Here is a 22329-nt window from a genome sequence, read left to right on the forward strand (position 1 = left end):
CTAAGCGCTAATCGGTGTTTCGTCGCCATCGACATCAGTGACGAGCGGGTAGTCGATGTGCATCTCGATCCGGTCAAACGGGACGACAGGTTGCATTGCGCCGCCGGGGCCACCTTCTTCAAATTCAAGAATGCCAAGCGTCTCCAATTGCTTCAAATCCGAATGGACGTCTGACACGTCACGGTCAACGAGGCGCGCGGCCTCCCGCATACTTTCGGGTGCGTGTTCGGCGATCGCTTGAATGAGTTCCAAGCGGAGCGGTGTGAGGTTGTCGACGAGGTCGTCGTAGGTTCCGAACTGGAGTATCGCCTTCCCGTCCTGGTCGTCGATACTGTCAGTCCCGGCAGTCCGAACGAACTGCAGTGCGTCCTCACGGAGCGGTTCTCGGTCGCCAACGGTGATGTGGAGTGTGGTCATATTTAGGGTATGTCGGTGGTACGGTTAGTAGACAGTCAGTAGGGCCGCGGCGGGTCGCCGCCGACAGCGTCCCAGTACTCGTCTGTATTCGCCCAGAAGTCGACGAGTAATTCTTCCATCCCGGGAAACTCGACATCGTCGACGTCACCAGCGGCGGTGTGGTATTCGTGACCTTTTGTGTCTTCGTGGGCATTGTCATACCGGACGAGTGTCAGGTCTTCAAGGGTGCCCAAGTGGAGCGTGTACTTCCAGCCTGAGGGGTAGCTCTCGGTGGCCTCCGTCGGTCGGAGCACGACATTCTCGACGAGACCTGCCTCAACGTGCGTGTATTGGAAGACGGGCTCTTTAGCCATTCCCTCGTATGTTGGGACAGCCCCCAACATCATAAGACCAGCGGTGATTCCTGGCTACACTCCCGGTCTACCTCGTCGATGGGACACGGGAGAACACGAGTGCGACAACGCCTCGGTACCGAAAATATCTGAGTCGGCCAGAACGAAAATAACACTGTTCGTATCCTGTTGCCGAGTTACAATTTCTGCCGACGGGCGAAGCGTGTCGGTTCCTCAGTCGTCGCGGATGACCATGACCTTCACCCGGCGGACCCCATCGAAGTCGCGGAGCCGGTAGCTCAGTTCCCGGACCCGGCCGACGGCACCGCGGCAGAACAGCGACTCGAGACACCACTCCCCCTGGTGGGTGTGGCTCGTGTTCAGGATGACATCCTGGTACTGGTGTTGCACGCCGTGGAGGTCCTCGATCACGTCGTGGTGGCGGTAGTCGAAGGCGACGAGTGCGACCACCTCGCCCGCCAGGTCCTCGAGCCGGGAGTGGGATTCGATGTACTCCTGCATCGCCTCCCGCACCGCCCGCGACCGGTTGTCCAGCCCTTCCTCCTGCCAGACCCGGTCGAACTCCGCGACCAGCTCGTCGGGGACGTTGAAACTCGTTCGCATTACCCGTCCTTCGGCGCACCCACACAAGAGGGTGAGTATGATGCCACGGCCGGTCCGGTATTAACAACCGTTATCGGTCACCTGTGCGGAGATGGGCAACGACGATGGTTCAGGGGGAGGCGTTCGGGCTGTTGCTCGGGGCGGTTGCGCTCGACGCCGTCCACGGGGTCGAGCCGGGTCACGGCTGGCCCGTCGCGGCCTCGTACGCGCTCGACCAGTCGAACAAGTGGCTGTACGGGTTCGCCGCCAGCCTCATCCTCGGGGTCGGCCACCTCGTCAGCAGCCTCGCGATGGTCGGCGCGTTCTTTTACGCGAAGGGATTTTTCGACCTCATGCAGGTCAACGAGCCGATCACGGTGGTCGGTGACATCCAGGTCGGCGGGCCGGTCAGCCTCGTCGCCGGCGTCCTGCTCGTTCTCCTCGGCATCCGGGAGTACCGGCACGGCCACTCCCACGGGCACGGGGACGGTCACGGACAGGAGCACGACGACGGTCACGGACACGAGTACGGCGACGGTCACGAACACGGGCACGCCCACGAACACAGTCACTCGCACGACCGCGACGACGGGCACGCACACGACCACGACCACGAGGACCGCGGAGTCGGTGCGCGGCTGAAGCAGTTCATCCCGTTCGTGGGCGGGCACACCCACGGCAGCGCCGACGACGCCGCCGACCGCGGCCTGTTCGGGATCGCGTGGTTCGCCTTCTTGCTGGGGTTCGCTCACGAGGAGGAGTTCGAGATCATCGCGCTCTGTGCGGGGTCGAACTACTGTCTCGAGCTGATGAGCGCGTACGCGCTCACCGTCATCCTCGGCATCGTCGGGCTGACGATGCTGCTGATCGCCGGCTACCACAGGTACGAGGAACGGGTCGAGCGGTACACCCCGTACCTCCCCGCTGTCTCGGCGGCTGTCCTCGTCACCATGGGCCTGGGGTTCATCGTCGGGCTGTTCTGAGTCGGGTGGCCGTCCGCTCTGGCGGTGCCACTCCCCGGAGCACCAGTGGCCGCTGAAGTGGGTCGAGACCCGAAGCGGCAGCGGCGGACTACGCCTCGGGTGTCGGCGGCTCGGCGAAGTCGGCCCGCTCGAGTGGCGGCTCGTAGACGCCGGTCTCGGTGACGAGGTAGTCCACCAGCTCCATCGGCGTCCGGTCGAAGGCGGGGTTGTAGACGGGGACGTCTTCCGGCGCGTTCTGGGTGCCGTATATCTCCCGGAGTTCGGTCGGGTCGCGCTCCTCGATCTCCACCTCGTCGGCGCTCCGTTCGGTGTCGACGGTGGCGTGTGGCGCGGCGACGACGAAGGGCACGTCGTGGCGGTCGGCGACGACGGCGTGTTTGTAGGTACCTATCTTGTTGAAGACGACGCCCTGGTCGCCGTCGGGACCACCACCCTCCAGGACCACGCGGTCGGCGCCGACGACGACGGCGTCGACCCGTCCTTCCTGCAGGCTGAGGCCGGCGGCGTTGTCGGGGATGAGGGTCACGTCGACGTCGCGCTCCATCAGTTCGACGGTGGTGATCCGCGAGCCCTGATTGAGTGGGCGGGTCTCGTTTGCCACGACGTCGACGTCCTTGCCTGCCTCCCGGGCGGAGTAGACCACCCCGAGGGCGGTCCCCCAGTCGACGGTCGCGAGCGCGCCGGCGTTGCAGTGGGTCATCACCGTCGCCCCGTCGGCGAGCAGGCCGGCGCCGTGCTCCCCCAGGCGCTTGTTGCGCCGGACGTCCTCGTCGGCCAGCTCCTGGGCCGCATCGAGGGTGCGCTCGCGGGCCTCCCCTATCGAGTCGCAGTCGGCGAGCACCCCGAGGAGCGCGTCGACCTCCCGGGCGAGGTTGACCGCCGTCGGACGGGCGTTCGCGACCCGCTCGGCGTCGGCGCGGACGGTCTCGGCGAACTCCTCGTACCCGTCTGCGTCGTTGGTCCGGGTTGCGAGCGCGACCCCGTACGCGCCCGCGGCCCCGAGCGCCGGCGCGCCGCGCACGCGGAGGACTTCGATACTCTCGACCAGGTCGCCGATGGTTTCGGCGCGGTAGGTCGTGTACTCGGCCGGGAGCTTCGTCTGGTCGACCATGACCACGCAGTCCCGGTCCTCGTCCCAGTCAATTGTTCGCATATCACACACTCGGCGGTCGAGCCTGATAACCGTTTCTCGGCGGTCCGGAACGGGGGCCTGCTACTGCACGCCGCGACCGTCGTCCTGGGGGACCGTGTGTCCGCCGGCGTTGGCCAGCCGCCACCGGTAGAGGGTGTGCGCGAGCGAGACGACGGCCTGCGGGGGCAGGGGCTGGACCTCCTCGAACTCGGCGGCGAGCCAGTCGTTGTAGGCGTGGCGGAGTTTCTGTGCGTCCTTCAGCGCCGTCTCGAGCTGCCGGCGGTAGATGTCGTTCGTCATGAGCTGCGTGTCGGTCGGGTATCCCAACGTTGGAGGCCGGTCTCTTGAATCTCCGGATCCGGGCCGACGGGCGGCGGGGCCGACTACGGGGTCGGGTCAGCCCTCCTGGCCGTACGTCGCGAAGCGCTGGGCGACCCGGTCTAGTTCGCCCTCCGGAAGGACCTTGCCGCCTCCGAGCGCCCGCGCCCGACAGTCCAGTCCCGCGACGGCCTCGACGGCCCCGGCGGCCTCGACGGCCCCGGCGGCGTCCGGTCCGGTCGCCACCAGCCCGTGGTTGGCGAGCAGGCAGGCCCGGCTGTCGGCCACGGCCATTGCGTCGACGGCGTTGGCCGCGAGCGCCTCGGTGCCGTAGGTGGCGTAGTCGGCCACCGGCACCTCGCCGCCCGCGAGCGCGAGCATGTAGTGGACCGGCCGGACCGGTTTCCCGAGTACCGCGAGCGTCGTCGCCCACGGCGAGTGGGTGTGCGCGACCGCGCCCACGTCGAGGCGGTCGTAGATGGCGCGGTGCATCGGCGTCTCGCTCGAGGGCTCGAGCGCGCCCGCGACCACCTCCCCCTCGAGGGTCACGACCGGCACGTCCCCGTGGCCGACCTCGTCGTAGGGGACGCCCGAGGGGGTGACCGCGAACCGGTCGCCGCGCCGGACGCTGAGGTTGCCGGTCCGTCCCGGTGTGAGCGCGGCCAGCCGGTCGAGTTCGTCCGCGACCGCCCTGCGTTCGGCGTCGAGCATACCGGCGCTTGCAGCCGGCGGTACATAGGTGGCGTGCAGCCGCTGACTGGAGCGCCACCGTTTATGCCCCGGACGGTCCGTGGAGGGGTATGGACGGTATCCGGCTCGGCGTCGATGTCGGGGGAACCTTCACCGACGTCGTTCTGTTGGCCGACGGGGTGACGACGGCGAAGGTGCCGACGACGGCCGACCAGAGCGAGGGGGTGCTCGCGGGCCTCGAGGCGGCCTGCGAGGCGGCCGGCGTCGACCCCCCCGATGTCGAGGGGTTCAGACACGGGATGACCGTCGCGACCAACGCCCTCCTCGAGGGCGAGGGCGCGGAGACGGCGCTGGTCACGACCGAAGGGTTCCGGGACGTGCTCGCTATCGGCCGCCAGGACCGGCCGGCACTGTACGACATCGACGCCGGAAAGCCCGACCCGCTGGTGCCCCGCGAGCGCCGGTACGAGGTCGACGAGCGGGCGACCGTCGAGGGGGTCGAACGGGCGGTCGACGAGGCCGAAGTACGCGACCTCGCGGCCGGGATCGCGGCCGACAGCGTGGCCGTCTCGCTGTTGCACGCCTACGCCCACCCGGACAACGAGCGCCGGGTCGCCGCGACCCTCCGGGAGGAACTGGACGCGACGGTCGTCGCCTCCCACGAGACGCTCGCGGCCTTCCGGGAGTACGAGCGGACGGCGACGACGGTCGCCGACGCCTACGTCACGCCGGTGATCGCCGACTACCTCGGGCGGCTGGCAGCGCGGGCCGACGAGCGCGGGCTGCCGGCCCCGCGGGTGATGCAGTCAAACGGCGGCATCGCCGACGGGGAGACGGTCCGCGAGCACGGCGTCCACACGGCGCTGTCGGGGCCCGCCGCAGGGGTCGTCGGCGCGGCGCTGTTCGAGCCCGAGAGCCACGACGGGGTCGTCACCTTCGACATGGGCGGCACCTCCAGCGACGTGGGGCTGGTCCGGGACGGCGCGGTGGAGCGGACGACCGAGGGGGCGGTCGGCGGCCACCCGGTCCGGGTGCCGATGGTCGACGTCGAGACCGTCGGTGCCGGCGGCGGCTCGGTCGCGTGGGTCGACGACGGCGGGGCCTTGCGGGTGGGGCCCCAGTCCGCTGGCGCCGAGCCCGGTCCGGCCTGCTACGGCCGCGGCGGCGAGGCGCCGACCGTCACCGACGCGGCGCTCGTGTTGGGCTACCTGGGGCCGGACACCGAACTCGGCGACGGGCTGGCGCTCGACGCCGACGCTGCCGAGGCCGTCATGGCCGACCTGGCGGAGGAGGCCGGCCTCGAGGGGCCGGTCGCGGCCGCCCGGGGCGTCTACCGGGTGGCGAACGCGACGATGGCCCGCACCATCCGGGAGGTGACCGTCGAGCGGGGCCACGACCCCCGGCGGTTCGCGATGGTCGCGTTCGGCGGCGCCGGCCCGATGCACGCCGCGGCGCTCGCCGACCGCCTCGACGTCGAGACGGTGCTCGTCCCGCGGGCCAACGGCGTGCTCTCGGCGCTCGGACTGCTGGCCGCCGACGAACGACACGACGCCGTTCGGACCCTCGGCGGGCGGCTCGACGCGGTCGACCCGGAGACGGTCGAGTCCCGCTACGACGACCTCCGCGAGCGGGTGCTGGCCGAGACCAGCGACCCCGAGGCGGCCGCCCTCACCCGCGGCGCGGACCTGCGCTACGCGGGCCAGAGCCACGAACTCACCGTCGACGTCGCGGCGTTCGACCCGCCGGACGTGGCCGAGGCGTTCCACGCGGCCCACGAGCGGGCGCGGGGCTACCGGCTCGACGAGCCGGTCGAACTCGTCACCCTCCGCGTCACGGCGACGATTCCTGGCGACGAGCCGGACGTCGCTCACGAGGGGGGCGATTCGGAGCCACGGACCAGCCGACCGGTCCGCGCCGACGACGGACCGCACGAGACGCCGGTGTACGACCGGGAGGCAGTCGCGGCCGGTCTGGCAGTCGACGGGCCGGCAGTCTTCGAGGGGGCGGAGAGCACCGTCGTCGTTCCGCCGGACTGGAGAGCCGGCGTCGACGAGCGCGGGACGCTCCGGCTGGAGCGAGCGGAGGGAGAGGCATGAACGCGGTCGACCTCGAGGTGTTGCGGAACCAGCTCGAGAGCGTCGCCGAGGAGATGGGGAGGGTCCTGATCCACGGCGCGTACTCGCCGAACATCACCGAGCGCCGGGATTGCTCGACGGCCCTGTTCGACGCCGCGGGCCGGCTGGTCGCCCAGGCCGAGCACATCCCGGTCCACCTCGGCGCGATGCCGGCGGCCGTCGATGCGGTGCTGGACCGGGACCCGGAGCCCGGCGACCTGTTCGCCCTCAACGACCCGTTCGAGGGCGGCACCCACCTCCCGGACGTGACGCTCGTCTCGCCGGTCACCCACGAGGGACGGGTCGTGGCGTACGCGGTCTCGCGAGCCCACCACGCCGACGTGGGCGGGATGGCACCGGGGAGCATGCCGGCCGGGGCGCGGGACATCCAGCAGGAGGGGGTGCGGCTGCCACCGGTGCGGCTGGTGGCCGGCGGCGAGCCCCGCGAGGACGTCGAGGCGCTGCTGTTTGCCAACGTCCGCAACCCCCGCGAGCGGCGGGCGGACCTGCGCGCCCAGCGGGCCGCCCACGACCGCGGGGCCGAGCGCGTGCGCGAGTTGCTCGAGGAACATGGCGACCGCCTGCTCGCGGCCTTCGAGGCCGTCCGGGAGTACTCCCGAGAGCGCATCGAGGCCGAACTGGCCGCGATCCCGGACGGCGAGTACGCCGCCAGCGACGTCATGGAGGGGGACGGCGTGACCGAGGCGGAGATCCCGGTCGAGGTGACGGTCACCGTCGAGGGGAGCCGGCTGACCGTCGACTTCGCGGGCACGGCCGACCAGGTTGCGGGCAACGTGAACGCGCCGCTGGCGGTCACGAAGAGCGCGGTCTACTACGTGTTGCGGTGTGTCACCGACCCCGACATCCCGCCCAACGCCGGGTGTTACGAGCCGGTGACCGTCCGCGCACCCGCGGGGTCGCTGTTGAACCCCGAGCCGCCGGCGGCCGTGGTCGGCGGCAACGTCGAGACCAGCCAGCGAGTCACCGACGTCGTCTTCGCGGCGCTCGCGGAGGCCGCTCCCGAGCGGGTCCCTGCGGGCGGGCAGGGAACGATGAACAACCTCACTATCGGCTCCGGGGACTTTGCCTACTACGAGACCGTCGGCGGCGGCGCGGGCGCGACCGCTCGGGCCGACGGGCTTTCGGGGGTCCAGGTCGGGATGACGAACACGCTCAACACGCCGGTCGAGGCGCTGGAACGGGAGTACCCCCTCCGGGTCGAGCGGTACGCCCTCCGGGACGGCAGCGGCGGCGCGGGCCGGAACCGCGGGGGCGACGGACTCGTCCGCGAGCTGACCGTTGAGGCCGATGCGACCGTCTCGCTGCTGACCGAGCGGCGCCGGCACGCGCCCAGGGGGCTCGCCGGTGGCGGGGACGGGACCCAGGGGCGGAACCTCCTCGACGGCGAGGAGGTCCCCGCGAAAGTCACGGCGGACGTGCGTCCGGGTACGACGGTCAGGGTGGAGACGCCCGGCGGTGGCGGGTACGGGAGCGAGGACGGCGCGGGGTGACTACAGGTCCCGGGAGTTGTCCAGACACTGCAGCGTGACCTCGCAGTCCTCGCAGTAGCGCGTCTCCGGCTCGTCGTACCGTGCCCCACACTCGAGGCATTCGTACGTTCCACAACCCTCAACGTCGACTGAAGGCCTCATCGTGTCCCGTAATGGTGAGATAGTCAATATATGTTTCGCGTACCGAGACAAAAGCGAACAAACGTCTTCAGTCAGCTGCCGGCAACCCCCCGCAGGGCGACGGCGTGCCGGCAGGCCACCGGCGCGTGGCGACGGGCGTCGTGGCCGGGTGTCGCGCCCGACACCGAAACGGATAAACGCGTTTCAGCGGTAGCCGTGGGTGAGCCGAGGTAGCCTAGCCTGGCCAAGGCGCCTGCCTCGAGAGCAGGTGTCCGAGAGGACTCGAGAGTTCAAATCTCTCCCTCGGCGCTCTCCGCGAGCACCTCGCGAGCGGGAGCGCTGTCGTGAGTTTGAATCAGGGAGTGGAGCGCAGCGGGCCCCCGGGCGACAGGATTATCTCCCAGTGACACGTTACCGGCTAGCGCGCACGGTGCGCGTGATACCCATGGCAGAACTTCTGATGATCGTCGGCGACTTCGGGGAGGATTACGAGATAATGGTACCGTTCCAGGCGCTGCAGATGGTGGGCCACGAGGTGGACGCCGTCTGCCCGGAGAAGGAGGCCGGCGAGACGGTCAAGACCGCGATCCACGACTTCCGGGGCGACCAGACCTATCTGGAGGAGCGCGGGCACAACTTCGAGCTGACGGCGACGATGAGCGAGGTCGACCCCACGGACTACGACGGCCTGGTCGTGCCGGGCGGACGGGCGCCGGAGTACCTGCGGACCTACGAGGCGGTGCTGGACGCCGTCCGGCACTTCTTCGAGGCCGACAAGCCGGTGGCGGCGCTGTGTCACGGCCCGCAGATCCTCGCGGCGGCCGGCGTTCTGGAGGGCTACGAGATGACCGCCTACCCGGCGGTGCGCGCGGAGGTCGAGGCCGCCGGCTGCTCGTGGGTCGACGAGGTCACCCGCGACCGGAACCTCGTGACGGGGCAGGCCTGGCCGGACCACGACGAGTGGCTGGCGGAGTTCCTGGACCTGCTGGGGACCGAGATCCAGCACGGCGAGGTCGCCGCGGCTGACGACTGAGAGGGACGGAGCGGCCACGCTCAGGCGAGGTTGACCGCGAGAAAGAGGAGGACGCTGACCGAGACGACCGCGAGGATGAACACGCCGGCCATCGCAAAGCCCATCGAGACCATGGCGTTGGCGTGGCTGGCGAGGGTCTCGGTGCGGTCGTTGCCGAAGACAGTCACCTCGGCGCGCTCGCTCGCCATCCCCGCCTCGACGGGTTCGAGGTCGGCGACGGCCCGCCCGACCAGGTCCTGGATGACCGCGACCAGGTCCTCGTCGGGGATGGCCTGACCCACCTGGTTCTCGGCCTCGACGGTGTTGACGATGTGGGTGTCGCTCGTCATCACCTCGAGACAGTCGACGGCGTCGACCTGCGCGACGATGTGGTCACGGAGCCCCGGCTCCATGTTGTTGCCGTCGACGAGGACGTAGGCGGTCCGGTGGCCGCCGGCCTCGACGACGGCGACCCGGACGCCGAGCGGGCCGATGCCGTCTTCGGGCTCCCAGTCTGTTTCCTCCCACGCAGTCCCGAGTTGCAGGGAGTGCTGTTTCATCCCTGAGAGCCGCTCGGCCAGGCGGCCCGTCCCGTGGATCAGGTCGAAGGAGCGCTGGCTGCCGGGGACGATGTGCCCCAGGTCCTCGCCCTCCAGGCCGTCGTTGCAGTTGTGGGCGTCGACCAGCAACACGTCGCCGAGGTCGGCCGACCGGCCCTCCGCGACCGCCGAGAGGCCGACCGCGTACTCCACGTCGTCGGCGAAGGTCGGCGAGAAGGTGTTGACGACCAGCGCGTCGTCGCCGAAGGCGTGGCCGGTCAGGGTGGCGTCACCCTCCTGGACGCGCGCTCCCTGGGTGGCGGTGTCGCCGTACTCGATGCGCTCGTAGGCCCCTTCGACGGTCTCGCAGATGGTCTCGACCTCGCCCGAGGTGACGAGGTTGAAGTCGTGGCCGGCAGTGGCGTGTGGCGGGAAGGCGAGCCCCTCTGTCTCCTCTGCGACCCGGATCGGGAGGTTGCCGCCGCCGATGTCGCCCATCGGTCCGGGGTGGATCATCGGCAGGACGAACGCCGCTTTTTCGCTCCCGTCGGGCCGGCGAAAGGAGAGGACAGTGACGGGGACGAGCGCCTCCTCGCCGATCTCCTCGAAGAACTCCTCGAGGTCGTTCGAGCCCTCGCCGAGGTGGCCGATGAAGCCCTGGATGAAATCAAGCACCGAGACCCCGAGGCTGCGCTGCCAGGGCTCGTCGATCACCTGCAGGAAGAAGTAGACGGCGCCGACGTGGATGGTGCAGATGACCGCCAGCAACAGGAAGTCGAAGGGGTAGACGCTGTACTGGACCGCTTCGGGGGCGACCTCGGGCCGGGCGAACAGCGACTGGAGGAACGGACCCTCGACCTGCAGCGAGTAGAGCGTCCCGCTGTAGACGAAGAGCATGACTGCGGCGGCGACGGTCTGGACGCTGGCGGTGACCACACTCCGGGGGGTGGACAGCCGCGAGACGGCCATCAGGATGAGCAGCCGGAAGGCGAAGATCGCAGCGAGCGCGATGAGCAGGGCGTCGAAGACGAACTGCTGACCGAAGGCGGTCATGAGCGCCACGGCGCCCGCGACCAGCAACACGGCGATGACGATGAACTCACAGACCACCGCGAGCAGCGCCGACCGGTCACGGGTGAGCCGGCCGCCGAAGCGCCGGTCGATGGCCGTCGAGACGAGGGCGGCGGCGACCGTCGGGATCCCCAGGAAGAACAGCCCCTCCCAGGCGGCCTGCAGGAAAAACGACGAGTCGAAGACGAGCGTGCCGGTGAACGCGGCCACGACCAGGGCGACGGCGAGGCTGGCGTACCAGTCGGGGACGCGGAAGATGAGCCGCGAGAGCCCCGCGAGGTCGCCCTGTGTGGCTGTCATACCTTCACCACGGCCAGTGTGCCGTGTAAAAGTATCTATCTACCGGCTGTTACTGACAGCGAGCGAGGAAGTTCGCGAACACTTCCTCGCCCTCCTCGGTGTGTGCGACCTCCGGGTGCCACTGAACCCCGTACAGCTCCCGGTCGGGGTCGCTCATGGCCTCCACCTCGCAGACGTCGCTCCGTGCCGTCCGCGCGAAGCCCGTCGGCACCTCCTTGACCTCGTCGGCGTGGCTGGCCCACACCCGCGTCTCCGGAGCCAGCGAGCCCACCAGCGGGTCCTCCGGTTCGGTGATCTCGACGGTGACGTCGGCGTAGCCGCCGTACTCGCCGGAGCCGACGCGGCCGTCGAGTTCGGCGGCGATGACCTGCATCCCCAGGCAGATCCCGAGCACGGGCACGTCCAGTTCCAGGTAGGCGGGACAGTTGCCGATGCGGTCGATGTCCGGCCCTCCGGAAAGCACGAGCCCGTCGGCGTCGACCTCCTCGGGCGGGGTCTCGTTGTCGATGGTCTCGACGTCGACCCCCATATCGCGCAGCGCCCGCTGCTCCAGGTGGGTGAACTGGCCGTGGTTGTCAACCACGTCGATCCGGGTCATTGGGCGCTGTAGGCCGACGCCGGGTATATATCCACGGAAACGGGCGGGAATTTGCGCGGTACCGGTGGGGGCGTGAGCGGGAACAGCCGGATCAGGACCGCCGGCGGCTGTCGGGGGCGAGGGCGTCGTCGTAGACGCGAACGAAGAGGTTCTCCAGCTCCTCGCGGGTGGGCTTGCGGGGGTTGTTGTCCGGCGACCCCGAGTCGAAGGCGTCCCCCGTCATCTCCGGCACCACGTCGAGATATGCCTCCCGGCCCGGCACCTCGCCGAAGTCGTCGAGGTAGCCGGTCAGGGAGATGTCCTCACACAGCCCCTCGACGGCCTCGCCGGCCCGCCGGGCGGCGACCCGGTCGGGGTCGTCGGCGTCGGCGGCCCCGAGCAGCCGCGCGACCTCGGCGTACTTCGCGGGGGCGGCCATGGCGTTGAACTCGACGACGTAGGGGAGGATGAGTCCGTTGGCGAGACCGTGGGGGATGTGCAGCTGGGCGCCCAGCGGGCGGGCCATCCCGTGGACCAGCGCGACCGAGGAGTTGCCGAAGGCCTTGCCGGCCTTGAACTGCCCTATCATCATCTCCGTGCGAGCCTCGATGTCGTCGCCGTTCGACCACGCGACCACGAGGTTGTCGACGATCCGTCGCATCGCGTCCCGCGCGTACCCGTCGGTGACGCCGTAGGACTTGACGGAGGTGAACGCCTCGACGGCGTGTGTGAAGGCGTCGATCCCCGTGAAGGCGGTGTGGCTCTTGGGCAGCGAGACCGTCAGTTCGGGGTCCTCGATGGCGACGCGGGGGACGATGTTCTCGGAGACGATGATGAACTTCGTCGACGTCGACTCGTCGGTCAGCACCGCGGTCCGGGTGGTCTCGCTGCCGGTCCCGGCAGTCGTGTTGACCGCGATGACCGGCGGCGCGGGGTTGGGCACGCCCTCGTAGCCGGCGCGGTCGACGCCGAACTCCCGGACCGGTCCCTCGTTGGTCGCCAGGATGCCCACCGACTTCCCCACGTCGATCGAGGACCCCCCGCCCAGCGTGACGATGACGTCGCAGCCCTCGCGGTCCCACACCTCGTGGGCGGCCTCGACGTTCTCGACGGTCGGGTCCGGGCGGACGTCGGTGTAAGTCACCACCTCGACGCCCGCGTCCTCGAGGATCCCCACGACCCGCTCGCCGTGGATGTCGTAGATCTGCTGGCTGGCGACCAGAAGCGCCCTGGTGCCGTGACGGCCCGCGTACGTCCCCGTCTCCTCGACTGCGCCGACGCCCAGGACCGTCTGGGCCGGCGAGACGACGACCCGTGTTCCCTCGGTCGGTGTCGGTTCCATGTGTCGTGCCAACACACTGTACCGTGAAAGTATTTTTGAACTATCACGTGTGCGTGGGGCCACGTCCGGCATCGAACGGTCGGAGACGACGGCCCGCCCGGGGCAGCCGGGAACCCGCCGTGGTGTAATCTCGTATATGAATCCCCGTCTATAAGACGCCGTGTGGTGTATTGACAGGGCATGTCACAGGAGACAGCGACAGCGTACGGCGACGTGCACAACTACGTCGACGGCGAGTGGGTCGCGCCGGACGGGGACGCGGGTCAGGATGTGGTGAACCCGGCGACCGGCGAGGCCATCGCACACGTCGGGTTCAGCTCGACGGGTGACGTGGACGAGGCCGTCCGCACAGGACAGAAGGCCTTCGAGTCCTGGAGCGACCGGGCCGTCGAGGAGCGGGTCCAGCCCCTCTTCCGGTTCAAACAGCTCCTGGAGGAGCACCAGGACGAACTCGCGGAGCTGCTCGTCGAGGAACACGGCAAGACGTTCGGCGAGGCGAAGGGTGAACTCCGGCGGGGGATCGAGAACGTGGAGGCCGCGTGTGGCGCCCCGACGCTGCTGCGGGGCGGCCACGTCCAGCACGCGGCCCCCGGGATCGACGAGACGGGCGTCCGCCAGCCGCTGGGCGTGTTCGCCGCCATCACCCCCTTCAATTTCCCCGGGATGATCCCGCTGTGGTTTCTCCCCTATGCGGTCGCGACGGGCAACGCCTTCGTGCTCAAACCCAGCGAGCAGGACCCGCTGGTCCCCCAGCGGATGGTCGAACTCATCGAGGAGGCCGGCTTCCCCGACGGCGTCGTCCAGCTCGTCAACGGGGGCGTGGACACCGTCAACGCCATCCTCGAACACGACGGCATCGAGGGCGTCTCCTTCGTGGGCAGCACGCCCGTCGCCCGCACAATCTACGAGAAGGCCGCCGCGAACGGCAAGCGCGTCCAGGCCCAGGGCGGCGCGAAAAACCACGTCATCGTCACCGAGTCCGCGGACCTGGACTTTGCCGCCGAGAAGGCCGTCGGCTCCTCCTTCGCGTGCTCGGGCGAGCGCTGTCTCGCCAACGACAACGTCGTCGTCGAGGAATCGGTCTACGAGGAGTTCCTGGACCTCGTGGTCGAGGAGGCCGAACGGCAGGTGGTCGGCTACGGGCTCGACGACGACACCACCATCGGCCCGCTGATCACGCCCGACCACGAGCGGACGGTCCGCAACTACGTCGAGACCGGCGTTCAGGAGGGTGCCGAACTGGTCGTCGACGGCCGCGATATCACCGTCGAGGGCTACGAGGACGGCAACTTCCTCGGGCCGTGTGTCTTCCGCGACGTGACGGCGGACATGACCATCGCCCGCGAGGAGATCTTCGGCCCCGTGATCAACCTCATGTCCGCCAGCGACTTCGATGAGGCGCTGGAGACGATGAACGAGAGCGACTTCGGCAACGCCGCGAGCCTCTTTACCGGCAGCGGCAAGGAGGCCCAGCGGTTCCGCCACGACGCCGAGGCCGGTAATCTCGCGGTCAACGCCGGCACCGCCGCGCCGATGGCCTTCTTCCACTTCGGCGGCGAGAAAGACTCCTTCTTCGGGGACCTGCACGCCCAGGCCGAGGACGTCGTCCGCTTCTACACCGACGAGACCGTCTACATCGAGCGCTGGCCCTGAGCCAGCGTGTCTGTCGCTGACTCCTGGGACGGAAACGGCTAACCGCCGTCCCGCCGAGACCCCAACATGGTCAGACCCTACCGCGAGCGCGACCGGGCGGCGCTGTGGGAACTCAAGCGGGGCTTCGAGACCGCGCTCGGGAGCGGGACCGGCGGCGACGAGAAGGCGGCCCGCTACGAGGGGAAACTCGACACCGGCTACCGGGACGGTTACCTCGGGTGGGTCGAGCGGTGTGTCGACGAGGAGGAACGAGCAGTGCAGGTCGTGGAGGGCGGCGAGCACGGGAACAGGGACGGGAACGACGGCGCGGACGCGCTCGCCGGCTACGTCTTCGTCCTCCCTGCGTCGCTGAGCTACATCTGGGACGCCGCCGTGGTCAACGAGGTCTTCGTCCGCGAGTCACACCGCGGGACGGGCGTGGCCGACGGCCTGATGGAGGCCGCGCTGGCGGTCGCTCGCGAGCAGGACACGCCGCTGGAGCGCGTCGTCCTGGATGTCGACCCGGACAACGAGCGTGCGCGGGGCTTCTACGACCGGTGGGGGTTCGAGCCCTGGGGAGAGATGGTCGCCAGAGAGCTCTGAGGTGCTTGCGCGGCGCCAGCGTCACGCCGACGCGGCGCCCGGAAGTCAGTACGGCGCGACCTGGCCGTCCTTCCGGGGTTCGGTCGCTCCCGAGAGGTTCCCTTCGTCGTAGCGGGCTAACTGCGCGCCGCCGAACTGCAGGGGCGGCTCCACGCGGACCTCGTGGCCCTTCCGGGCGAGCTTCGGTGCGACCCCGCGGGGGAAGCGGTCCTCGATGGCCAGCGCGCCGTCCTCGCGGTAGCGCCACCGCGGCGCGTCGAGCGCCGCCTGGACCGGCATGTCGTAATCGATGATATTCGCGAGGGTCTGGAGGTGGCCCTGGGGCTGCATGTACCCGCCCATGACGCCGAAGGCCGCCCAGTCCGCGCGGCCGGCGTCGGCGCCGAAGTGGGCCAGGCCCGGAACGAGCGTGTGGAAGGGGCGCTTGCCGGGTTCCAGGCGGTTCGGGTCCTCGGGGTTGAGCGAGAAGGAGGCCCCGCGGTTCTGGAGCGCGATGCCCGTCTCGCCAGCCACGAGGCCGCTGCCAAAGCCCATATAGCGGGAGTTGATGTAGGAGACGACGTTGCCCTCGCTGTCGGCGACGGTCAGCAGGACGGTGTCGGCGTCCTCGCCGACCGCGCCGGGCGTCCCCACGTCGACGTCGGTCAGCGCCTCCTCGCCGACGAGGGCGGCGCGCTCGCGAGCGTAGGACTTCTCGTGGAGGGCCATCACGTCCTCGTAGTCGGGGTCGGTGATGTAGTGGTGCCCGTCGTGGAAGGCGACCTTCAGCGCCTCGGCGAAGGCGTGGACCCGCTCGGGGGTGTCGTAGGGGTGGTCGCCGGCGCCGGTCTCCTCGGCGATGTTCAGGGCCTCGAGGGCGACCTGGCCCTGGTTGTGCGGGCCGAGTTCGAACACCTCGACGCCATTATAGGTCGTCGACAGGGGCTCGGGCCACTCCACCTCGAAGCCCGCGAGGTCGTCGACGGTCATGAACCCGCCCTTGGCCTGTACCTCCTCGGCGATGGCCTCCGCGATGTCGCCCTCGTAGACGACGTCGGCGCCCTCTTCGGCGATCCGCTCCATCGTCTCGCCCAGCGCGGGCAGCCGGACCGTCTGGCCGACCGAGGGAGAGTGGCCGCCGAAGAGGTAGGCCTCGCGGGCGTGGTCGTCGGTAAAGAGGTCCTCGCCGTGTTCCCACTGCGCGGCGACGACCTCGGTGACGGGGTAGCCGTCGGTGGCGTACCGGATGGCGGGCTGGAGGGCGTCGGCGAGCGTCCGGCGGCCGTACTCCTGGACGGTGGCCTCCCAGCCCCGCGCGGTGCCGGGGACGGTGACGGCGTGGGGGCCGTGGACAGGCATCTCCGCCTCGGCGGGGTCGACGGAGTCGTCGCCGTCGGCGACGGCCTCGCGGACGCGCTCGCGGGTCGCGCCCTCGGGGGCACCCCCGGAGGCGCGCATCGCGCCGACCTCGCCGTCGGCCGTTCGAAACATCGCGAAGACGTCCCCGCCCAGGCCGGTCGAGGTGGGCTCGACGACGTTCAGGGCCGCGGCGGTGGCGACGGCGGCGTCGAAGGCGTTGCCCCCCTCGCGCAGCAGTTCGCGGCCGGCCTCGGCGGCGAGTGGCTGGCTGGTGGCGACGACCCCCTCGCTGGCGTAGACCGTCGGGCGCCGCGAGTCGAAGCGGTCCAGGTCCGGGTCCCGGGTGTCCATACCCACCGTTCAGCCCCGAGGTGCAAACGTCTTGCCGATGCGGGCGCTTGCTCGACCATGCTCGTCTGTCCGGAGGCCGCGGTCCGCGAGACGCTCGACCTGCCCGCGCTCGTTCCCGCCGTCGAGGACGCGCTGGTCCGGCAGGCCCGCGGCGAGGTCGAACGCCCGGAGCGGCCACACTTCCCGGTCGGGCAGGGACTGGAGGGCGAGGCGCCGCTGGGGATGGGGATCGCGATGCCGGCCTACGTCCACGGCGCCGAGCGGTACGCGACCAAGCTGGTCGGCGTCCACGAGGCCAACCCCGACCGGGGCCTGCCGACGGTCAACGCCGTCGTCGCGCTCACCGACGCCCGGACCGGACTGCCCGAGGCGCTGCTCGCGGGAAACGCGCTGACCAACGCCCGCACCGCCTGCATCGGCGCGCTCGCCGTCCGGGCGTTCGCGCCGGACGCCGCGACGCTGGGAGTCATAGGCGCGGGCGCGCAGGCCCGCTGGCAGACCCGCGCGGCCGCGACCGTCGCCGACCTTGAGGACGTGCGGGTCTACTCCCCGAACACCCGGGCGGCGTGTGCGGCCGACCTGCGCGGGGAGGGGGTCCCCGCCCGGGCGGTCGAGTCGGCCAGGGCGGCCGTCGAGGGTGCCGATGCGGTGGTGACGGCGACCACGGCGACCGAGCCGGTCTTCCCGCCGGAGGCACTTGCGCCCGGCGCGCTCGTGGTCGCGGTCGGGGCCTACACCGCGGAGACGCAGGAACTCGACCCGGCTGTTCTGGAGCAGGCCGAGACGGTCCTGGCTGACGTGCCGGGCGAGGTCGCGGAGACTGGCGACCTGCTCGCGACCGACCTCGGGGTGGGAGACCTGGCCGAGTTCGGCGCGTGGCTGGACGGCGACCGCGACCCGCCCGCGGGCCGGGTCGTCGTCGACAGCGTCGGCTCGGCGGTGCTCGACGCGGCCGCCGGCGCGTTCGTCTACGAGCGCGCGCAGGAGGCGGGGCTGGGGACCGACATCGGGCTGTGGGAGTGAACTACCCGCGGTCGAACCGGTCGGCAGCGGACTCGAAGCCCATCTCGTCCTGCTCGCGGCTCCGCCGTGCCTCGCGGGCGGCGATGGCCTCCGGGTCCGGCGAGGCGTCGTCGTCGACCCGCGCCCAGGAGTCGTGAACTTTGGAGTGACACCACCGACAGAGATAGACCGTTATCTCGTGGCCGGGTCGGTCGTCGTTCCCGTCGTCGTCCCCGAGACCGCCCCCGCCGGACCCGTCGGCGTAGGAGAGGTGGTGTTCCTCCAGCAGCGGGCGCTCGTCGCCGTGGGCGAGTCGGACTTCGGCGAGGCCACAGCGGACGCACTCGCGGTCGTGCTGGCGCGAGCGGAAGTGCGGGCAGTCGGCCCAGTCCCAGGGCCCGGGGAGGTTCGAGCCGTCGCCGCTCTCGGGGGTCTCGTCGGCGACTTTCGGGGTCCGGTCGGCCCCGTCGGCGACGACCGGACACCGGAACTCCTCGGCGCTGCGGGCGTCGGCGAAGGCGGGGTCGCGGTCGCCGTGCTTGACGGCGAAGCGGCAGCGACCCTCGTCGGTGAGGTGGTCACACCGGTCGACGTGGGCGTACGGGTCCGCGACGCCGACCGAGGTCCCGGCGTCGGTCTTCTCCATACCCGTGGGTGTGGTGCCGCGGGCTTGAGTCCGGCGGTGAGTGCTGTGGTGTTTGTCCTGGCCGGACTTGCTCCGCTTACTGAGCCTCGGGACAGCGAGAAAGCCCCGGGACGTTCGACGAAGGAAGGCGACGCAAGCACCGCAGCGAAGCGAGGAGCGCAGCGAGCCTCCCGAGTCGAACGTCCCGCCCCTTTCAGTCCCGCCCGACACCACATGCCTCCCCAGCCGATTCACTCACTCGGTCGCTGCCGCTCCCGAGGACCTCGAACAGTGTCGTCGCGGCCGGAGCCGCGACAGCGCGCGCCAGAGACCTATTAGCCCGGGCCTTCGTCTGCCCCGACGGACGCCGCGGAGTCGACGGAGTTTAAGACCCTCGCGCGTGTCGGTCCGGTCGTATGTCAGACGATGTCACACTCGACGTAACGGACGGGGTCGCAACGCTGACACTGGACAATCCGGAGAAGATGAACGCGCTCTCGCCGGGGATCGTCGCGGGTGTCGACCGCGCGCTCGGGGAGATCGAGGAACACGACGACGCGCGGTGTGTCGTGGTCGAGGGCGCGGGCGACGCGTTCTGTGCCGGCGGGGACATCGGCGGGATGAGCGAGCGGGAGGACGTCTCCGGCCACGAGCGCGCCCAGGGCGTCATCGAGTCCGCGACCAGCGTGGCCGGCGGGCTCTACGACTGCGACCTGCCGACGGTCGCGAAGGTCGACGGCTACTGCGTCGGCGCCGGGATGGGCGTGGCGCTGTCCTGTGACGTGGTACTCGCCAGCGAGGACGCCACCTTCGGGCTGGCGTTCCGGAACGTCGGTCTGAGCCTCGACTACGGCACTTCCTACTTCGTGACCCAGGCCGTCGGCCCCTACAAGGCCAAGGAGCTGGCGCTGACCGCGGAGATGCTCTCCGGCGAGGAGGCCGAGGAGCTGGGTCTGGTCAACCACGCCTACGCCCCAGGAGAGTTCGACGCCAAGGCCGACGCTTTCGTCGAGACCGTCGCCGAGGGGCCGACGGTCGCCCTGGAGTACTCGCTGAATAACATCGACCGCGCGGCCCGGCGGACCGTCGAGGAGGCCATCGAGGCCGAATCCCAGGCCCAGAGTTTCGCAACCCAGACCCGGGACCACGAGGAGGGCGTCGCGGCCTTCGCCGAGGACCGCGAGCCCGAGTTCGAGGGGCGATAGATGGCCGCGGAGATCCACACCGACCTGTCCGAGGGGGCGTTCACCATCACGATGGACGAGCCCGACCGGGGCAACCCCCTCTCGCGGGCGACCTACCGGGAGCTGTGTGGGGCCCTGGAGGAGGCAGACGGGACCGACGCCCGGTGTCTCGTGCTCGAGGGAGCCGGCGACGCCTTCTCGACGGGCGCGGACATCGAGAGCCTCGGCAGCGAGGACGAGCCGCCCACCCTCGAGGAGCGCGTCGAGACGATCCAGACCCACGAACACCGCTTCGCGAGGGAACTGATCGAGCACGACCTCCCGTCGGTCGCGAAGGTCGACGGCGCGGCCATCGGCGACGGTGCCTGCTTCGCGCTGGCCTGTGACATCCCCCTCGCGAGTGAGCGGGCCCGGATCGGCTTCTCGCACGCCCGCTTCGCGCTGAGCATGGACTGTGCGGGCTCGTACGTCCTCCCGCGGCTGGTCGGGCGCGGGGTGGCCATGGAGCTCGCGCTGACGGGGGAGATCATCGACGGCGAGCGCGCCCACGAACTCGGCCTCGTGAACCACGTCTACCCCGACGAGGAGTTCGAGGAGCGCGCCGACGACCTCATAGAGCAGCTGGCGACGGGCGCGCCGGTCGCCCAGAAACAGATCAAGCGGCTGATCAGGCGGGGGTACGACCGCGAGCTGGACGAGGTGCTTCTGGACGAAGCGACCAGCCAGGTCGTCGCCGCCGACACCGACGACTACGACCGCGCGGCCGAGGCGCTCCGGGCCGGCGAGGAACCCACCTTCGAGGGGCGCTGACTGGCCACACGGGCCCGGCGCCCACAGCCTTTTGCCGGGAGCCGCGAGAGCCCAGGTATGCGCGTCGTCCACGAGCCCGCCAGGGGCGGGCGTGGCGCCGAGTCCCGAGTGCTCGCCACCGAGGTCGAACGCCCGGAGTCGGCGTTGGCCAACGCGAAGGGGTTGCGCTTCCGGGCGGAGTTCCCCGAGGGTCACGCGTACGTGATGGACGTCGGCCGTTCGAACAGCCTCCCGGGACTCGGCGGCGCGCGCCGGACCGTCGTCGACATGCTGTTCGTGCGGGTCCCCCTGGACGTGGTCTGGCTGGTCGGGGAGGAGGTCGTCGGCGTCGACCGGCTCCGGCCCTGGCGCGGGGTCGCCGCCGGGAAGGCAGACACCATCGTCGAACTGCCCGCGGGAACAGCCGAGGACGTGGCCGTCGGCGATACGGTCCAGGTCGTGGACGAACGCGGCCGGCACGACGGGGCGTAACTCCAGCAGTACTACCGGGGCGGGAGCGGGGACTGGCCCCCGCTACCCGGGCTCACTAGACACATAGCGCCGCCGTTGATGTGCGTGCCGGCTCCTCGTGGGGACGCATGGCACCTGAGGGAAGGGCCGTTCGACAGAAGGTATCGACTTCCCGGCGTCGGCTCCTCGCAGCCGCGGGGACGGCAGCCGCCGGCCTGGTGGCCGGCTGTAGCGGGCTGGGCGGCGGGAACGGAACCGACGGCGGCGACGGCGGGAGCGGGATGCCGACGGGGAGCGCGGACCCGAGTTCACGGATGTCCGCCGTCCCCGCCCGGGCGAACGGGCTCGTCTACGTGGACTACGAGCAGCTCCGGACCGACGAGGACCTACAACGGCTGCTGGACACCGGCGTCCAGTCGGGCGCCGGCGCGGACAGCGTCCAGGGAGCGCTCGAATCCCAGGGCCTCGAGGGGATCGACCCCGCACAGGTGTATGACATGATGGTCTTCACCGAGGTCCCCGAGGACGACCCGATGGCCGGCGCCAGCTCGTATGCTGGTGCCGTCGTCTGGACCGGTCTCGAACCGGCGACGGTGACCGACGGGCTCCAGTCGGCGTCCGACGCGGAGCTGACCGAGGAGACCCACAGCGGACAGACGGTCCTGCTCGGCGAGAGCGGGACCAGCGCCCTCGGCGTGGTCAGCGAGGGCGTCTACGCCGTCGGAACGGAGCAGGTCGTAAGGGACGCCATCGACGTGGGCGCCGGCGACGGGGACGCCGTCGGCGGGACGGTCACCGACGCGCTCGCGAACACCACGGACGCCCCCATCCGGTTCGCCGTCGACCTGCCGACCGGGACCTTCAGCACCGGTGACGGCGGCACGGGCGGGGGGATGGGGGCGGCCCAGTACACCTCCGAGCTCGACGTCCTTTCCGGGGCGATGTTCTACGAGAGCGGCGACGAGGTCGGGCTCCGACTCAACGGGACCATGACCTCCGAGAGCGTCGCCAGGGAGACGGAGCAGCTACTCGGGACGTTCAAACAGCAGTACCTCCAGCAGGCCAACCAGATGCAGCAGGGCGGCGAGGAACTCGAGCGGATGCTGAACAACCTCCAGGTCTCGCGGGACGGGAACACCGTCTCGGTCAGCTACACGGACACCGTCGACAACCTGATCGAACTCAGCGAGGGCGGTGCTCCGATGGGCGGCCCCGGGATGGGCGGCTGACGTCGGGCCCGCCCGCCGGACCGACCGGCGGCGGAGTCGGCGGC

23 protein-coding genes and 1 tRNA gene are annotated in these 22329 nt (G+C 70.4%); 12 read left to right on the top strand and 12 right to left on the bottom strand.

What is annotated here, in order from left to right; genetic code table 11:
- From GN153_RS15085 to GN153_RS15095, 3 genes are all read right to left on the bottom strand, one after another.
- The gene (locus GN153_RS15085) at nucleotides 1-417 is read right to left on the bottom strand and encodes an HVO_A0114 family putative DNA-binding protein (RefSeq protein WP_159904250.1); all 417 of its coding nucleotides are present in this window, start codon (nucleotides 415-417) and stop codon (nucleotides 1-3) included.
- A 35-nt stretch (nucleotides 418-452) separates the two neighbouring features.
- Nucleotides 453-770, bottom strand: coding sequence for a toxin-antitoxin system TumE family protein (locus tag GN153_RS15090; RefSeq protein WP_159904252.1), 318 nt, complete (start codon nucleotides 768-770; stop codon nucleotides 453-455).
- A 213-nt stretch (nucleotides 771-983) separates the two neighbouring features.
- Nucleotides 984-1373: a CopG family ribbon-helix-helix protein gene (locus GN153_RS15095; protein WP_159904254.1), complete on the bottom strand. Its 390-nt coding sequence runs from the start codon at nucleotides 1371-1373 to the stop codon at nucleotides 984-986.
- A 104-nt stretch (nucleotides 1374-1477) separates the two neighbouring features.
- Here GN153_RS15095 and GN153_RS15100 point away from each other — a divergent pair, with 104 nt between their 5' ends.
- A complete protein-coding gene (locus GN153_RS15100; protein WP_159904256.1) occupies nucleotides 1478-2335 on the top strand; it encodes a hypothetical protein in 858 nt (285 codons plus the stop codon).
- 88 nt (nucleotides 2336-2423) lie between these two features.
- On the opposite strand, the gene mtnA is transcribed toward GN153_RS15100, so the two are convergent.
- The 3 genes from mtnA to GN153_RS15115 form a co-directional block, all read right to left on the bottom strand.
- Nucleotides 2424-3488 (bottom strand): S-methyl-5-thioribose-1-phosphate isomerase, encoded by a 1065-nt coding sequence (mtnA, locus tag GN153_RS15105; protein ID WP_159904258.1) that lies wholly within the window; start codon nucleotides 3486-3488, stop codon nucleotides 2424-2426.
- A 60-nt stretch (nucleotides 3489-3548) separates the two neighbouring features.
- On the bottom strand, nucleotides 3549-3767 hold the full coding sequence (locus GN153_RS15110) for a hypothetical protein (RefSeq protein WP_159904260.1): 219 nt from the start codon (nucleotides 3765-3767) through the stop codon (nucleotides 3549-3551).
- Nucleotides 3768-3863: 96 nt separating this feature from the next.
- Nucleotides 3864-4496 carry a class II aldolase/adducin family protein gene (locus tag GN153_RS15115; protein ID WP_159904262.1) on the bottom strand — a complete coding sequence of 211 codons (633 nt, stop codon included), beginning with the start codon at nucleotides 4494-4496 and terminating at the stop codon, nucleotides 3864-3866.
- Between the two features lie 89 nt (nucleotides 4497-4585).
- On the opposite strand from GN153_RS15115, the gene GN153_RS15120 reads away from it, so the two are divergent.
- Both GN153_RS15120 and GN153_RS15125 read left to right on the top strand, forming a co-directional pair.
- Nucleotides 4586-6571, top strand: coding sequence for a hydantoinase/oxoprolinase family protein (locus GN153_RS15120; protein WP_159904264.1), 1986 nt, complete (start codon nucleotides 4586-4588; stop codon nucleotides 6569-6571).
- Entirely contained in the window at nucleotides 6568-8100 is a 1533-nt protein-coding gene (locus GN153_RS15125) for a hydantoinase B/oxoprolinase family protein (protein ID WP_159904266.1), read from the top strand. Before GN153_RS15120 ends, GN153_RS15125 begins: the two co-directional genes overlap by 4 nt.
- Here GN153_RS15125 and GN153_RS15130 read toward each other — a convergent pair whose 3' ends face one another.
- Nucleotides 8101-8241 (bottom strand): hypothetical protein, encoded by a 141-nt coding sequence (locus GN153_RS15130; protein WP_159904267.1) that lies wholly within the window; start codon nucleotides 8239-8241, stop codon nucleotides 8101-8103.
- Nucleotides 8242-8444: 203 nt separating this feature from the next.
- On the opposite strand from GN153_RS15130, the gene GN153_RS15135 reads away from it, so the two are divergent.
- Together GN153_RS15135 and GN153_RS15140 are read left to right on the top strand one after the other, a co-directional pair.
- Nucleotides 8445-8529, top strand: a tRNA-Ser gene (locus tag GN153_RS15135).
- 151 nt (nucleotides 8530-8680) lie between these two features.
- Nucleotides 8681-9253 carry a DJ-1/PfpI family protein gene (locus GN153_RS15140; RefSeq protein ID WP_159905049.1) on the top strand — a complete coding sequence of 191 codons (573 nt, stop codon included), beginning with the start codon at nucleotides 8681-8683 and terminating at the stop codon, nucleotides 9251-9253.
- Between the two features lie 20 nt (nucleotides 9254-9273).
- Here GN153_RS15140 and GN153_RS15145 read toward each other — a convergent pair whose 3' ends face one another.
- The 3 genes from GN153_RS15145 to GN153_RS15155 all read right to left on the bottom strand — a co-directional run bounded on the left by GN153_RS15145 (nucleotide 9274) and on the right by GN153_RS15155 (nucleotide 13061).
- Entirely contained in the window at nucleotides 9274-11142 is a 1869-nt protein-coding gene (locus tag GN153_RS15145; protein ID WP_159904268.1) for a DUF2070 family protein, read from the bottom strand.
- A 49-nt stretch (nucleotides 11143-11191) separates the two neighbouring features.
- Nucleotides 11192-11740 carry a GMP synthase subunit A gene (locus GN153_RS15150; protein WP_159904269.1) on the bottom strand — a complete coding sequence of 183 codons (549 nt, stop codon included), beginning with the start codon at nucleotides 11738-11740 and terminating at the stop codon, nucleotides 11192-11194.
- A gap of 91 nt (nucleotides 11741-11831) precedes the next feature.
- Nucleotides 11832-13061 carry an iron-containing alcohol dehydrogenase gene (locus GN153_RS15155; protein WP_159904270.1) on the bottom strand — a complete coding sequence of 410 codons (1230 nt, stop codon included), beginning with the start codon at nucleotides 13059-13061 and terminating at the stop codon, nucleotides 11832-11834.
- Nucleotides 13062-13241: 180 nt separating this feature from the next.
- Between GN153_RS15155 and GN153_RS15160 the strand changes: the two genes are divergently transcribed.
- Both GN153_RS15160 and GN153_RS15165 read left to right on the top strand, forming a co-directional pair.
- Complete coding sequence (locus GN153_RS15160; RefSeq protein ID WP_159904271.1) at nucleotides 13242-14714, top strand: CoA-acylating methylmalonate-semialdehyde dehydrogenase; 1473 nt, start codon at nucleotides 13242-13244, stop codon at nucleotides 14712-14714.
- 66 nt (nucleotides 14715-14780) lie between these two features.
- Nucleotides 14781-15296 carry a GNAT family N-acetyltransferase gene (locus GN153_RS15165; protein ID WP_159904272.1) on the top strand — a complete coding sequence of 172 codons (516 nt, stop codon included), beginning with the start codon at nucleotides 14781-14783 and terminating at the stop codon, nucleotides 15294-15296.
- 45 nt (nucleotides 15297-15341) lie between these two features.
- Here the strand turns inward: GN153_RS15165 and ggt are convergent, their stop codons facing one another.
- The gene (gene ggt, locus GN153_RS15170; protein ID WP_159904273.1) at nucleotides 15342-16985 is read right to left on the bottom strand and encodes a gamma-glutamyltransferase; all 1644 of its coding nucleotides are present in this window, start codon (nucleotides 16983-16985) and stop codon (nucleotides 15342-15344) included.
- 57 nt (nucleotides 16986-17042) lie between these two features.
- Here ggt and GN153_RS15175 point away from each other — a divergent pair, with 57 nt between their 5' ends.
- Complete coding sequence (locus GN153_RS15175) at nucleotides 17043-18008, top strand: ornithine cyclodeaminase family protein (RefSeq protein ID WP_159904274.1); 966 nt, start codon at nucleotides 17043-17045, stop codon at nucleotides 18006-18008.
- A gap of 1 nt (nucleotide 18009) precedes the next feature.
- Here the strand turns inward: GN153_RS15175 and GN153_RS15180 are convergent, their stop codons facing one another.
- Entirely contained in the window at nucleotides 18010-18633 is a 624-nt protein-coding gene (locus GN153_RS15180; protein ID WP_159904275.1) for a DUF7097 family protein, read from the bottom strand.
- A gap of 395 nt (nucleotides 18634-19028) precedes the next feature.
- Between GN153_RS15180 and GN153_RS15185 the strand changes: the two genes are divergently transcribed.
- The 4 genes from GN153_RS15185 to GN153_RS15200 all read left to right on the top strand — a co-directional run bounded on the left by GN153_RS15185 (nucleotide 19029) and on the right by GN153_RS15200 (nucleotide 22285).
- On the top strand, nucleotides 19029-19817 hold the full coding sequence (locus tag GN153_RS15185; RefSeq protein WP_159904277.1) for an enoyl-CoA hydratase/isomerase family protein: 789 nt from the start codon (nucleotides 19029-19031) through the stop codon (nucleotides 19815-19817).
- Nucleotides 19818-20606: an enoyl-CoA hydratase/isomerase family protein gene (locus tag GN153_RS15190; RefSeq protein ID WP_159904279.1), complete on the top strand. Its 789-nt coding sequence runs from the start codon at nucleotides 19818-19820 to the stop codon at nucleotides 20604-20606.
- Between the two features lie 57 nt (nucleotides 20607-20663).
- On the top strand, nucleotides 20664-21077 hold the full coding sequence (locus tag GN153_RS15195; RefSeq protein ID WP_159904281.1) for a DUF192 domain-containing protein: 414 nt from the start codon (nucleotides 20664-20666) through the stop codon (nucleotides 21075-21077).
- 107 nt (nucleotides 21078-21184) lie between these two features.
- Nucleotides 21185-22285: a hypothetical protein gene (locus tag GN153_RS15200; RefSeq protein ID WP_159904283.1), complete on the top strand. Its 1101-nt coding sequence runs from the start codon at nucleotides 21185-21187 to the stop codon at nucleotides 22283-22285.
- Nucleotides 22286-22329 lie beyond the last annotated feature (44 nt).

The sequence above is a fragment of the Salinirussus salinus genome (assembly GCF_009831455.1).
In the GTDB taxonomy this organism is placed as follows: Archaea; Halobacteriota; Halobacteria; order Halobacteriales; family Haloarculaceae; genus Salinirussus; species Salinirussus salinus.

Excerpts from the sequence above, each read along its gene's own strand:
- GN153_RS15085 (WP_159904250.1), bottom strand. The coding sequence starts at position 417 with ATGACCACACTCCACATCACCGTTGGCGACCGAGAACCGCTCCGTGAG.
- GN153_RS15090 (WP_159904252.1), bottom strand. The coding sequence starts at position 770 with ATGGCTAAAGAGCCCGTCTTCCAATACACGCACGTTGAGGCAGGTCTC.
- GN153_RS15095 (WP_159904254.1), bottom strand. The coding sequence starts at position 1,373 with ATGCGAACGAGTTTCAACGTCCCCGACGAGCTGGTCGCGGAGTTCGAC.
- GN153_RS15100 (WP_159904256.1), top strand. The coding sequence starts at position 1,478 with ATGGTTCAGGGGGAGGCGTTCGGGCTGTTGCTCGGGGCGGTTGCGCTC.
- mtnA (WP_159904258.1), bottom strand. The coding sequence starts at position 3,488 with ATGCGAACAATTGACTGGGACGAGGACCGGGACTGCGTGGTCATGGTC.
- GN153_RS15110 (WP_159904260.1), bottom strand. The coding sequence starts at position 3,767 with ATGACGAACGACATCTACCGCCGGCAGCTCGAGACGGCGCTGAAGGAC.
- GN153_RS15115 (WP_159904262.1), bottom strand. The coding sequence starts at position 4,496 with ATGCTCGACGCCGAACGCAGGGCGGTCGCGGACGAACTCGACCGGCTG.
- GN153_RS15120 (WP_159904264.1), top strand. The coding sequence starts at position 4,586 with ATGGACGGTATCCGGCTCGGCGTCGATGTCGGGGGAACCTTCACCGAC.
- GN153_RS15125 (WP_159904266.1), top strand. The coding sequence starts at position 6,568 with ATGAACGCGGTCGACCTCGAGGTGTTGCGGAACCAGCTCGAGAGCGTC.
- GN153_RS15130 (WP_159904267.1), bottom strand. The coding sequence starts at position 8,241 with ATGAGGCCTTCAGTCGACGTTGAGGGTTGTGGAACGTACGAATGCCTC.
- GN153_RS15140 (WP_159905049.1), top strand. The coding sequence starts at position 8,681 with ATGATCGTCGGCGACTTCGGGGAGGATTACGAGATAATGGTACCGTTC.
- GN153_RS15145 (WP_159904268.1), bottom strand. The coding sequence starts at position 11,142 with ATGACAGCCACACAGGGCGACCTCGCGGGGCTCTCGCGGCTCATCTTC.
- GN153_RS15150 (WP_159904269.1), bottom strand. The coding sequence starts at position 11,740 with ATGACCCGGATCGACGTGGTTGACAACCACGGCCAGTTCACCCACCTG.
- GN153_RS15155 (WP_159904270.1), bottom strand. The coding sequence starts at position 13,061 with ATGGAACCGACACCGACCGAGGGAACACGGGTCGTCGTCTCGCCGGCC.
- GN153_RS15160 (WP_159904271.1), top strand. The coding sequence starts at position 13,242 with ATGTCACAGGAGACAGCGACAGCGTACGGCGACGTGCACAACTACGTC.
- GN153_RS15165 (WP_159904272.1), top strand. The coding sequence starts at position 14,781 with ATGGTCAGACCCTACCGCGAGCGCGACCGGGCGGCGCTGTGGGAACTC.
- ggt (WP_159904273.1), bottom strand. The coding sequence starts at position 16,985 with ATGGACACCCGGGACCCGGACCTGGACCGCTTCGACTCGCGGCGCCCG.
- GN153_RS15175 (WP_159904274.1), top strand. The coding sequence starts at position 17,043 with ATGCTCGTCTGTCCGGAGGCCGCGGTCCGCGAGACGCTCGACCTGCCC.
- GN153_RS15180 (WP_159904275.1), bottom strand. The coding sequence starts at position 18,633 with ATGGAGAAGACCGACGCCGGGACCTCGGTCGGCGTCGCGGACCCGTAC.
- GN153_RS15185 (WP_159904277.1), top strand. The coding sequence starts at position 19,029 with ATGTCAGACGATGTCACACTCGACGTAACGGACGGGGTCGCAACGCTG.
- GN153_RS15190 (WP_159904279.1), top strand. The coding sequence starts at position 19,818 with ATGGCCGCGGAGATCCACACCGACCTGTCCGAGGGGGCGTTCACCATC.
- GN153_RS15195 (WP_159904281.1), top strand. The coding sequence starts at position 20,664 with ATGCGCGTCGTCCACGAGCCCGCCAGGGGCGGGCGTGGCGCCGAGTCC.
- GN153_RS15200 (WP_159904283.1), top strand. The coding sequence starts at position 21,185 with ATGGCACCTGAGGGAAGGGCCGTTCGACAGAAGGTATCGACTTCCCGG.